4 protein-coding genes are annotated in these 12,405 nt (G+C 55.1%); 3 read left to right on the forward strand and 1 reads right to left on the reverse strand.

Translation table 11 applies throughout. The features are described 5' to 3' along the window. The first annotated feature begins 11 nt into the window (after positions 1-11). The gene (locus tag GBB18_RS10000; RefSeq protein ID WP_151641576.1) at positions 12-5,483 is read left to right on the forward strand and encodes a helicase-related protein; all 5,472 of its coding nucleotides are present in this window, start codon (positions 12-14) and stop codon (positions 5,481-5,483) included. Between the two features lie 148 nt (positions 5,484-5,631). After that, positions 5,632-5,772: a hypothetical protein gene (locus GBB18_RS10705; RefSeq protein ID WP_192796020.1), complete on the forward strand. Its 141-nt coding sequence runs from the start codon at positions 5,632-5,634 to the stop codon at positions 5,770-5,772. A 2,149-nt stretch (positions 5,773-7,921) separates the two neighbouring features. Here GBB18_RS10705 and GBB18_RS10005 read toward each other — a convergent pair. After that, entirely contained in the window at positions 7,922-8,245 is a 324-nt protein-coding gene (locus tag GBB18_RS10005) for a hypothetical protein (protein WP_151550491.1), read from the reverse strand. 176 nt (positions 8,246-8,421) lie between these two features. On the opposite strand from GBB18_RS10005, the gene mobF reads away from it, so the two are divergent. Further along, the gene (mobF, locus tag GBB18_RS10010) at positions 8,422-11,952 is read left to right on the forward strand and encodes a MobF family relaxase (RefSeq protein ID WP_151550490.1); all 3,531 of its coding nucleotides are present in this window, start codon (positions 8,422-8,424) and stop codon (positions 11,950-11,952) included. Positions 11,953-12,405 lie beyond the last annotated feature (453 nt).

A 12,405-nucleotide genomic window follows, 5' to 3' on the forward strand; every position in this document is an offset into this window, starting at 1 on the left:
GTCGCGAGCCGGTGGCGCGTGATCCACGTCAGCGTGCTGAGGATAATATCGCCGCTATCGAGCTACTGTATTCGCTTCATGAACAACAACGGTGGGCAACACCAGAAGAACAGCAAGTGCTGGCGAAGTACTCGTCATGGGGTGGAGTATCGGCACTGTTTGATCGTCGTAGCGCCGAATGGGCTGAACTGAGAGACCGGCTACGGAAAACGGTAGATGATCGCACATATCGAATTCTTGATTCGAGTACCACCACCGCTTTTTTCACTCCCGAAGAGCTAGTGCGCCCCATGTGGGACGTTCTAGCCCAAGCTGGTATCACCGAGGAACACCGAGTCCTCGAACCCGGTGCTGGAACCGGCAACTTTATCAGCAATGCTTCACGCCAAGAGAACATGATTGGGGTGGAGCAAGACCCGATCTCTGCAGGTATCGCCCGCCAGCTCTATCCGACAGCGACGATCATGGAGCTGGGGTATGAAAATGTTGACCTGCCGAAGGGTACGTTCCAAGCGGCTATTGGCAACGTCCCGTTCGAGAACCGCTCTTTGAACGACCCGAAGTACAACCGCGGTCAACTATCAATTCACAACCATTTCATCACCAAGACTCTGGAGATGATGGACGACGGTGGTGTTTTTGCGGTCATAACCAGCACCTATACGGCCGATGCGGCAAATACCACCGCACGCGAAGCAATGATCAACCAGGCCGATCTTATAGGCGCGGTCCGGCTTCCTTCCGGTGCGTTCCAAGCGAACGCTGGCACGGGTGTCACCAGTGACATACTCCTATTCCGAAAACGGCCCAGTGATCAAGCCCCAAGTGCCTTGTCCGACGCTTTCATCGAAACAAAACGGATGTCGGTCGGTGAAGGCGAGGAACTACGAGTCAACGGTGTGTTCGTCGATAGGCCATGGGCGATTGCAGGTACCCCAAGCCTTACTCGTAATCAATTCGGTAAGCCCAGCCTGCATATAGCGCCTGATAGTGAGGATGTTGCCGAGGAGCTTAAGGCAAGCTTTTCTCGTTTTATCGACGAGGCTGCATCGACAGCGCCTCCGCAGGTAGTTGCCGACTTCGATCTTCAGGCCGTCGTCGATGCTCAGGTATTCGAACAGCCCACGCCAGGCACTATTCGCTATATCGCTGATGAAAACTCTGTGCAGTTCCAGCGTTACTCACACAAGAATCAGGCGTGGGTTGAGGTAAAGCCACCGGCAAAAGCTGCTATCCCTCGCTGGACTGCGACCATCGACCTCATGGAGACCGCTAAAAGACTTCAAGAGGCACGACGCGAAGGCGATGAATCTGGTGCCGAGGTCTACTACCAGCAGCTGGTGGCTCAGCATGAAACGTTCGTTGAGCGCTGGGGCGCATTGAACACTGTCGAGGAAAAGACCACCATGCGGGCCCCATCGAAAAAGCAGCAGGAGTTGCTTTTTAAGGAGCGTGAGCAGCAGTGGCGTAAAGAGCATATGCTCGTACCTTCCGAGCCACTACCTGAGAACGTCGAGCAGCAGCTTCGCTCCGAGGTTACTGAAAAGCAGCCTTACACGAAGAAGAAGTTGCCCTACATCGATCCTTTTGACAAGGACCCGCGCTCAATAATGTTGCTTGGCCTGGATGAGGTCGACGCGTCTACTGGGGAAGTTGCGAAAAAGGGCCTGTTGCTCGGTAAACAGGCGAGCAGTAGCCGGAATAAAGTACAGGTTTCCACGCTCGAGGATGCTATCGCGGTCAGCATTAGCGAATACGGGGTTATCGATCCGGCGGGTGTTGCCGACGCCCTTGGTCGGGATCCAGAGGATGTCGTGGAGGAGCTGGTGTCTTCCGGGCAGGTTTACCGTGATCCTGCCGATCCCGAGCGGCTGATGCGTCGTGAGACGTATCTTTCTGGCAATGTGCGCACCAAGCTTGAGGAAGCAAGAGCCGCTGTCAGCGAGGATCCTCGCCTGCAGGCAAACGTGGATGCTCTCAAAGAGGTCATACCTGAACAGGCCGAGCAGCTGCCCACTATCCGCCCCGGTACCGGCTGGGTCGACAAGCGCTACTACGAGCAGTACCTCATCGAGCGCCTAGGCGCGCCGAAGACCACCAAGGTAGTCCGAGCTGGTGGTTCGTGGACGATTGATTTCGGCGAGAGGCAATGGAACTACGGTGGAAAAGCCGACCTAGATTTCGGCTTGGTAGCTGCTGGTGGAAGCCCCCGTTTCAATTACCGCTCACAGCGGGCGGAGCTACAGCGCTACGCCAACCAAGGCTTGGCATGCACGCGAGGCGACGGAGTCGTTATCCCCGCCTTCAGAATGTTCCAGAATGCGCTAAATCTGCGCACCCCGGAAGTTCGCTATGGAACCTCGTGGGCCACTAACCACCCATCAGACAAGGTGTCTGGTGAGGCGACACGGTTCGCAACCCGGAAGTGGCACGATATCCAAGCTGACTTCTCGAATTGGCTCCTTAGCGACCCCGACCGCTATCAAGAGCTCCTCAAACTCTACAACGAGAAATTCAGAAGCCATGCCGCGCCGAAATATGATGGATCAGGCCGCAAACTGCCGGGATGCGCCGTCACAACCCCGTACGCCTATCAGAAAAACGCCGTTGAACGCATCATCAACGAGCCCGGAACACTCCTCAACCACTGTGTTGGTGCTGGTAAAACCGGCACGATGTTCATGGCTGCCATGGAACTGAAACGTCTCGGGAAAGCGCAGCAACCATGGATCGTGGTACCAAACCATATTGCGTCCCAAGTGGTGGCTGAGTCGCAGCAGTGGTACCCAGAAGCGAAAGTGCTTACCCCACCGGAGAACGCCAGCCGTGAAGATAAAATCCAATTCGTCTCACAGGCTATGGCCGAGGACTGGGACTTTGTGATCGTCTCTGACACGATCTTCAAGTCGATTGACATGTCTACAACCTTCCAGCAGCAGTACCTGCAGGAACGATACGACGAGCTCGACCAAGCGTATCAGGCCATAGCCCTTGAGCATGGTGTCGACTCACCCCTGGCCAAGCGTGCTCGATCAGCGCGGAAAAACATTGATAAACGGCTCACAGCGTTGAAATCTTCCAGCAGAATCGAGGGGCTAGACTTCGACGCTACCCCTGCAGATTATCTGTTTATCGACGAAGCACACGAGTACAAGAACCTTGATCGGCAGTCTGCTATCGCGGACATGAGCATCATCGGCTCCCAGAAGGCCACAGACCTTGATATGAAGCTGAGCTATCTCCGTCAGGCGAACAACACCGCAGGTAAAAATGTGGAGACGACTCCCGTGTGCACCCTCGCGACCGGTACCCCAATCGCGAACAATGTCGCAGAAATATGGGTGATGCAGCACTACCTCCGCCCTGACCTCGCCCGATCTATGTCCGTCGCTAGCATTGATCAGTGGGCTGCAATGTTCAGCAGCCAGAGCACTGAGTTCGAGATCAATGCCCAAAACGAGCTTGTGTCTAAAAACCGCACCAGGGGCTACAGCAACGTCGCGGACCTGCAAGCTATCGCGCATCAATTCACAGATACTGTGTACCAAGAACAAATTGAGCATAGGCTACCCATGTTAAGCAATGATGGGCGGCCTATCACGGTGTCGTTCTCGGTTGGGCAAGAAGCACGCGACTTTATGCGCGACTTCAAAGACCGACTTTCACCACAGCAAGAGTTCAACCCAGCACGCGACTCCGTGTTAAAGATACTGACGGATGGACGCAAGGTTGCTATCTCACCGCGCCTAGTCCATCTCGATATTGAGGGAGCTTCACCACGGGCTAAGGCCGTAGCAGAGAATGTGCTCGCCACCTACCACGCCCACAAGGATGACCGTTATTTGGACGTCAACGGCAATCCACATCCTAATCCGGGCGGGCTTCAAATCGCTTTCCTTGACTCCGCTGTTCCAACTGGAGATGGCTCCTACAGCCTCTACCAGGAGATAAAGGACCTGCTTGTGGAACAAGGTATGAATCCTGACCGGATCGAGTTTGCGCAGGATCACGTTAAACAGCGTGAAGCGTTGTATAAGCGTTGTCGCAATGGGGAGGTTGATCTTCTTATTGGTTCCACGAGACTGTTGGGAACGGGGGTCAATATCCAAGATCGTGTCACCGCGATCCACCATGTGGATCTACCGTGGCGGCCAGCAGATCTAGAGCAGCGCAATGGACGCGGTATCCGTAAAGGTAACCAAAACCTAGAAATGGATGAGTACCACTATATCGCCGAGGGAACCGCAGACGCGGTGAGTTGGCAGGCCTTCACGAGGAAACTCGGATTCATCAATGATTTCTTCCGCACTGGACGTGTCATCGATCAGTTAGAGCCAATAGAAGATTCCTCGGAGGAGGTCGCTGCCATGCACAAAGCTATCGCGACCGGCGATCAACGCTACGTCACACTCCACCGCCTTGAGCAGCGCCGCGACGAGCTAGTCAGCAAACGTCAAGAGTGGCAGGCCGCACGCCAATCGAATCAATCCTCTATCACCTACCTACGGTCAACAGTCGCGACTCATGACAGCGCAATCGGCTTTTACTCACGACACATCGACAGTGCGCACGACTGGCTTAGTAGTGAGCATCGTGCCTGGGCCAATGGAAGGGGCGAGGTATTTACTACCCGTATTGAGGCTGCAACCTCTATCACAAGCTCTATTGCGCGAGGTCTTCGCTTTCGTCAACAGGAACCCCAGACTATCGCCGTCATTGCTGGTGTGGAGTTTGAAGGGCGCTATAGCGTAGCTAATACCTGTTACGAGGTATATGCAAAGAACGGCCCGCAAGACATGGCCGCGGTTAGTCGCTTCAGCTTCCAAGACATCGCCGAGTTTGACGAGAATACCGCCAAGAGGTCTGGAGCGCTGAAACGTCTGGAAAATAAAATCGAGTCAATGCCCAGCACCTTAGAGCGCCACTACGTGGATCGAGCACATGCAGCCCAAGAGCTTTCTGAGTTAGAACAGAAATCTGCCCCGAACTTCGCTCACACCGAAGAACTAGCCGAGCTTGAAAGCAACATTGGTGAGCTCCGATCAGAGCTGGTGGCGAAAGAGAAATCCGGCGCAGCGATCCAGGACGAAATCGACTACAAGCAGCGGTGCGCCGTGCGAGGGCGGGGGAAGGAATGGTCACTGGAGCTTAACCCCACAAAAGCCTACGTTGAGGAACGGGGGAAAGCTACTGTCAACGAAGTAGTGCTTGAAGCCAAGACGAGAGAAGCCGATTGTCTGCAGGCGGCTGGCGAAATATCCAAGAAACAGCACGATTTCCGGGTAGCACAATACCAACGTGAGTTCCCAGTCCAATCCACAGATGAGAAGGCCCTATATAGCGCCAGACTCCTCCTCGACAAAATCAATGCCAAAACCCCTACAGCTCAACACAGAGGCAGGAAAGGTGAGGGCACCTCCTCGTGGACGCAGCCACACGCACCAAACCAAGCCTCCCAGCAACGGCATAACCCACTCGAATGAAGATGTAAAAAAGGGTAGAATCAGATCCGGTTCCGCCCCCTAGGGGTCGGCTTCTTTCGTCGCTGCGCGTTGTACTCGCGCGCGATCGTGTGTACCTCGCGCAGTATTGACTGGCGAGAGGACCATAGCGATTGGAAGGAGGTGCGACATGTCCAAAAAGACACGAAGCACACCCGGTCGAGACGAAGAAAACCTTGGCGCCAGCCCCTCTGAGAAGGTTATGCTGGCCACCAAGGTTCTAGAAATTTTGACCGTAATAGTGAAGGCCTTGGCAGAGGTCTTCATCTAAGGGTCTTGTACCCGTCACCCTCTCAGCGATGCGAACGCTGAGGGGGTGTTTTTAGATATCAACAGGGCGGTGGAACTAACCACCGCTGTTGACAACAAGTATAGGCCCCATCCAAGTTGCAACGCAACACCTAGGTTGCAACGCAACACCCAGATTGCAACGCAACACCCAGATTGCGAATATTCTCGTTATAGGCTCGGTGAACTCCGGTACCCGGTAGTACAGCCGGTACGCCCACGAGAAGGAAGCCTTTACTTCAACCTATGGAGAAGGGTCCGATCAGTGCGTGGCTAGGGCATCGCAGTTAGGTCAATCGGCCACGGCCGCTTTTGCGACCGGACGCGCACCAAGACGTCATCGAGACCACCAAGCTCACCAGATCGTAGCGCCCGCGGGTGGGCGAGGAGCTGCCGCGGCGAGAACGTAGTCCTAATCGATTGCCCTCCGGGAGGCGGTAACATAATTTCCGCTGCTATTGAAGCCGCCGACCTCGTTCTCATCCCCACCTGTCCATCGGCGATCGAGGTCGATAGGATGTGGTCCACTGTCGAGCTTGCTGAAGCTTCCAAGACAGCATGCACCGTTCTTCTAACGAGTGCCCAGCTGGGCACGAAAGTGCTCGTGGACCTCCAAGAGGCATTGAACCACTCGAGTACACCGTGGATTCGCCACATCATTCCTCAACGGATGGACATCAAACGTAGTTGGGGCTGCCCAACCAGTTCCTCGGCCATCATGGCGATCTGTTCGACGCCTCTGGAAACATGGGTAGCATCCGCGCCCAGCTCTCCCGTTCCGCTCTGCAGCTGGGCCATGCCGTTGACCAGGGTGTCGGTATCGGACCTGGTATCGGCGAGCCCAGTACCGAGGCGGTCGGCCCCGTTGCGGAGCTGAGCGGTGCCATCAGCGAGGGGGAACCGTCGGAAAAAAGAAATAGGTCGCATTGGAAAAGTCCACAAACATCTCCGACCCCGAGCCGAAAATGTTCATGGCCGTAACATAGCCGCACGAACCATCCTCGCTAACACCTAAGAGCGAAATGTCAGTAGCAGGTTTATCTGCTAGTGCTTCTTAAATAGAGCTTTAAGGCCTTTTCCTTGGAGGTCCGGATTTGACTTCATGCGTTGCCGCAGGCCCCGGGCATAGCCAAAACTCCCAGCCGCAAACACCGCAACTCCAATCAAAAACAGCGACATTGGTAACTCCAGTTTAGCAGTGGGTAGATACCCATACCCAGAATGCACCTTCACCTAGAGCAGCCAATAGTGCGATGGCAGGATTAACTGCTGCCATTGCGAGCACCTGCCCCAAGCATAAGCATGCCCACTGCCAACTAAGCCGACGAGGTAGGGGCAAACCTGTTCTTTCGTATCCCCTACCTCAAAGCGAACATGTCTGAGAAAACAACTTCCGTTCCCTCACCAAGCATTCTAACCAGAATCATAGACATGTGACGAGCACCCCTCGAGAGAGTGATGAAACGCACGCCCTGAAGTGTCGCAGGCTTTGATCCGCCTGAATAGATGCGAAAATCTGAAGTCATGCCCATGAAGTCTGATCAGGATGCCAAAGACCGCGTCGTCCGCTCGCCGCGACGGCCGGGTTACTGAGCCTTGCCCGAAGACCTCGTTGCAGAGGTAGCCAAGCTCACCAGATCGTAGCGCCCGCGAACGGACGAGGAGCTACCGCACTACCCCTTCAGGCTAGCTTGCCTAAGACTCCACGGTGATTTCGGCTGACTATCCTTTCGAACAGTGGTTACGGTCGTCGGCTTGATACCGGTAGGCCGGTGAGTACTCCATATCCTTTGGGGGTTCATTCAGATTATTTCTCCAACTGAACATCCAGAGGGAGGGCTGGGTCCTAAGTGACGTGGAGCGTAGCGCTAACAAACACTTGCTCATCCCAACCATCCTTCAACGCTGTTCGTATGCGTAGTGAACGTTGGTATCTACAGCTGGAGTCGTTCACTGGACGCTTGCCCTTGTGTCGTCCTCTATCAGCGGCACTCGAAATATTGCCTTGGAAGGCGTCGATAGATTTCTGGGTTAGTGCGAGCGCTGGCACATGGGCGCGCACCAGTAGAGGCGGCATCCCGGGCAGCGGCACCTCCTCACCTAGTTGAGAGCTTGTCACTGGTGTATAGGCCTTACTCTTCCAGCACATCACCTGGACGTGCATCCACGTGATCATCTTGCTGGTCGCTAGATGACGCGGACTCTGTCGCTTCATTGATAATTTGCTTCACCTTGGATCGAGGCATTCCAAGAACCGACGCGAGCTGGGTGGGCTTCTCGCCTAACTCCACTAGTTCAGAAAGCAACGCTCCTAGCTCTTTGTCTCGTTGATGCTGCTTGTCGAACCAGGCGTCTAGCTTCTTGTGGAGGTCTAGACGCCGCTGGAGGGAGGTGGTGATTTCCCGTGTCCGAGAACGACGCCTAGCTGCTATGTCTCGTGTCTTTTGATCAGTCATGCGCTCATCATCCCCCACCGTCTGACCCCGCACAAGGCCAACCCTCTAAGCCACTCTGTCACAGCACACCCAAACGCCACTTCGTGCCGCTCTTCAGAGCTCTGACGCGCTCCGACTCAATACACCTTATGCACTCTTAGTATCGACGGTAGGTTTCGGCTACAGTAGTAATCGTGATGTCGTTGCGTAAGGTGAGTGCTGGCAACGGGTATGAGTACCTGTTGCGCTCTGTCGCACGCAATGACGAGGATCAAAGGCCTACGAAACTCTCTGATTACTACGCCGCTAAGGGCACTCCCCCCGGGCGCTGGATTGGCGCAGGTCTCAGCTGTTTCGGCTCAATTTCTGCGGGTGATGAGATCACCGATGAGCAGATGTGGGCGCTTTATGGTGAGGGTCTACACCCGGATGCTGACGCCATGATCGCCGATGGCGCGAGCTATGAGCAGATCAAGATTGGCCGACCTTTCGCGATTTACACCGGCGGGGATGAAGTTTTAGAGGCGATTCGTGAGGCCGAGAAGGCATTCAAGCGTGACTCTGGGCGACTACCAACCAAGCGTGAACGTTCTGATCTCGCTGCAGAAATTGCCATTCCCGCGTTCATTGCAGAGACAGGTGTGGAGCCGGAATCGCAGCGCGAAGTCCTCAATTGGGTCAATGCTAAGCAAGCTCGGGTGCGCCAAGCGGTCGCAGGATACGACTTTACGTTCTCACCTCAGAAGTCGGTGTCGGTGCTGTGGGCTCTCGCTGATGAGGAAACGGCCGCAAAAATTGCCGAGCTTCATCACCGGGCAGTATCCGAGACACTTGCTTGGGCGAACGAGAACGTGGTGTTTTCACGCCGTGGAGCGGGCGGAATTGAGCAGATTAAAACTAAGGGAATGATCGCGGCTGAGTTCACTCACTTCGATACTCGTGCCGGAGATCCGGACCTTCACTCGCATGTTGTGGTCTCGAACAAGGCGCAAGGAGAGGACGGTGTGTGGCGTTCCTTGGACGGGCAAGCTATTTTTCAGCAGCATCACGTGCTCGATTTTCGTTACACAGCGACGCTGACTGATCTTCTTTCACGAGAGATGGGGTTGAGTTTTCATGCCCAATCGCGCGGCGAGACGAAAGAAGCGGTCTACGAACTCGACTGTGTGCCTGATGATGTGAGTGAGCTTTTCACCAAGAGGCAGCAGCTCGCACGGCCTGTTTACGAGCGTCTAGTTGCCGAGTATGTGGACCAGTTTGGTTACTCTCCGAGCTATCAAACCACGCGTGCACTGTGGCAGAAAGCCATTCTAGAGACGCGTAATGCGAAGCAGCCAGCGAAATCTCTAGCGGAGCTTCGTGACGAGTGGCGTGCAGAAGTGATGGAGAATCTTCCACATGCCGAAGCGTTGTTCGCCCGGTTAGAACATGCAGTAGAGTTTCCAGACGGCGATAGGCGGCCCCTCTACATGCCTGAGTCGCACGATGAAATGATCATTGGCGAGGCAGTCGAGACGGTTTCCCGCCGCCGCGCGACGTTTAAACGCTCCCATGTGCTTACCGCTGTGCTCGCGAAACTTAACGCCTATACGCTCGAGGAGGGGCAACTTGAGACGGTTAGCCAGCGTCTAACTGATCAAATTCTCGACAACGTTGGGATCAATCTCAACCCAGATGACGGTGTTAGCTTGCCTGATGCGCTACGTCGTAGCGACGGGAAAGCTATTGATTACCGCGACAATAGTGAGCAATTCACAACTCAAGCCATACTTGATGCTGAACAAGTGGCTCTCGACGCGGTAACTACACCTGTTGCAGTTTTCGTATCGGAAAGCACTATCGATGACGCCTTAGCTGCCCACGAGGAGGAACACGGCTGGGCACTGAATTCTCAACAAGCAGAGCTAGTGAACCACCTCGCCAATGCTGGCACACTCGCAGCGACAGGTGTGGGAGCTGCTGGAACTGGCAAAACCGCAAGCATGCAGGTTCTCACCAACGTCTGGCATAGCCAGGGTCGCAATGTAATCGCGGTTGCGCCTTCAGCCGCCGCAGCAACCGTACTCGGTGATGATATCGGTGTCTCAGGTAGAACGATTGACTCGCTCACCCGGGCGTGGCGTAAACGCAATGCTATTGAAGATCTTCCAGTCGCAATCTCTCGTGGAGACATGATCCTGGTGGATGAGGCCGGAATGAGTTCAACGGAAAACCTTGCCTCACTGACCGAGATTGCACAGGCTACAGGTGCCGTTGTTCGCCTAATTGGCGATCACAAGCAACTCGATGCCGTGGAAACTGGCGGTCTTTTCGGCACTATGACGACGGTTGCAAACACGGTGCAACTCACTAACGTGCAACGATTCGGCGACGATAGCGAACAGGCCGAAGCATCACTCAAACTGCGCGATGGCAATACCTCAGCAATCGATGTCTACGAGAATCGCGGTTGGATCCACAATGGAGCACGCCACCACATCCTGGACACAGCTGTCGCTGATTACCTTGCGGACGAAAAGGCTGGTCGGAAGTCGCTCATCATCGCATCCACTAACGCCGACGTCGACCAGCTCAACACCGCTATCCAGGCCGACCGAATCGCCCGTGGTGTCGTCGTGCTTGATAGGACCACTACCCTAGCGCGGGGTGAACAGGCAGGCATTGGTGACCGTATCGTCACCAGAAAGAATCATCGCTTCACCAATGCCGACGGCCACGGCGCGTTCAAAGTGACCAATGGTGATCTGCTCACAATCACCGATATTGACCCCAGCGGCGATATTCACGTCATCGATACATCCACACGTGAGCGCAAGACACTACCGAAGAAGTATGTAGATGAGCATGTACATCTCGGCTACGCCCAGACGGTGCACCGCGCGCAAGGTGCGACAGTAGATGTCTGCCGTGCGGTGATCGACGAGTCCGTTAACCGTGCAGGGCTCTACGTTGCTCTTACGCGCGGCAAGCACGCTAATCATGCCTACGTCGTTACCGAAACTGCTCTCGATGAGCAGGCTGAAGATGTTCACTACTACCACCAGGGGGATCGAGATGCCCCTACTGCCCGCGATGTTCTGTCGCGTTGTATCGCCAAGGACGACCGTCAACGCTCCGCAACCGAGCAGCTATGGCAATCTGGGATCACTGATCCGGAAACGCTAGTCCACCGATGGATGGCCGGAAAGGATATCGCCACCCAGCGCTTCATTGATGATCACCTGCCAACCTGGCTGGATTCACTCCCCACAGCTTGGAGCACGGAAATTACCCATGCAGAAGGCGGGGATGCACCCATCCGCCAGGCATGGCGAGAGCTAATACGCTCAGGAGTCGATCCCCGTGATGTCATGGGTGATGCGATTCGTCACTGTGATGGATGTAGGAGTATCCAACATGCCTTGACTTATCAACTTCGACAGAATGTATCTAACCGCGTGGATGAATTAGCGCTGCCGCCGGTATACGCTGGTCAAGACACACAGCTAAGAGTGTGGCTGGGTCATAACCGCAAGGCAGTACGAGAGGTCCTTCATCCTGCACCTGCTCCTGTTGAGCGGTCGAAAACGGAGCTAGGCCATGAGGTGCAAAAGGCACGCAGCCTGATGGATAAACTCGCTCCTGTAGCCGGGGCGAGAAAGCAGCAGCGCGGTACCACCCCACCGGGCAGTAGCACCGATACGCAGCAAGCCGTTCAAAACGAGCAAGGCTTCAGCCCGGGTCTCTAAAAGAATAAGCTCGACCTGACCGCTGTTACCGCAGCGTGTCACATCGAGCTCAGTTCTTAGATTCAGCGTAGAGAGTTTTGCGTTACATCCCTAGGCTTGGAGCAGGTGTCATATCGGGACTGGGGGCGCTCGATACCTCCGGAGTGCTAACTGCAGAAGGAGCTGGGGACACTCCACCTAGCTCTAAGGTGTCCAAAGTTTCCCTTGCGGACACTAGGCTTGGATCCACGCCCATGTCTTGAGCATCGGCTATACGCTCTTCGAACGTCAAAGGTGTGGATTCAACTACCTCGTCGACTCCCTTGAAGTCTTCACGCGACTCGGCAAACACCGCGTCTACATCTGCGGGCGACTGAACTTCCGGCTGATCCAAATAGTCACCAATCATGGCCACAGCGGCAGCCCCCGTCACCACTCCCGCGACAAGGTCTGCCGTCGTTGGAAGATCCCTAC

The organism is Corynebacterium sp. 11A (assembly GCF_008930935.1).
In the GTDB taxonomy this organism is placed as follows: domain Bacteria; phylum Actinomycetota; class Actinomycetes; order Mycobacteriales; family Mycobacteriaceae; genus Corynebacterium; species Corynebacterium megadyptis.

Bases quoted from the DNA above. Each gene is read 5' to 3' on its own strand.
- GBB18_RS10705 (WP_192796020.1), top strand. From the start codon at position 5,632: ATGTCCAAAAAGACACGAAGCACACCCGGTCGAGACGAAGAAAACCTT.
- GBB18_RS10005 (WP_151550491.1), bottom strand. From the start codon at position 8,245: ATGACTGATCAAAAGACACGAGACATAGCAGCTAGGCGTCGTTCTCGG.
- mobF (WP_151550490.1), top strand. From the start codon at position 8,422: ATGTCGTTGCGTAAGGTGAGTGCTGGCAACGGGTATGAGTACCTGTTG.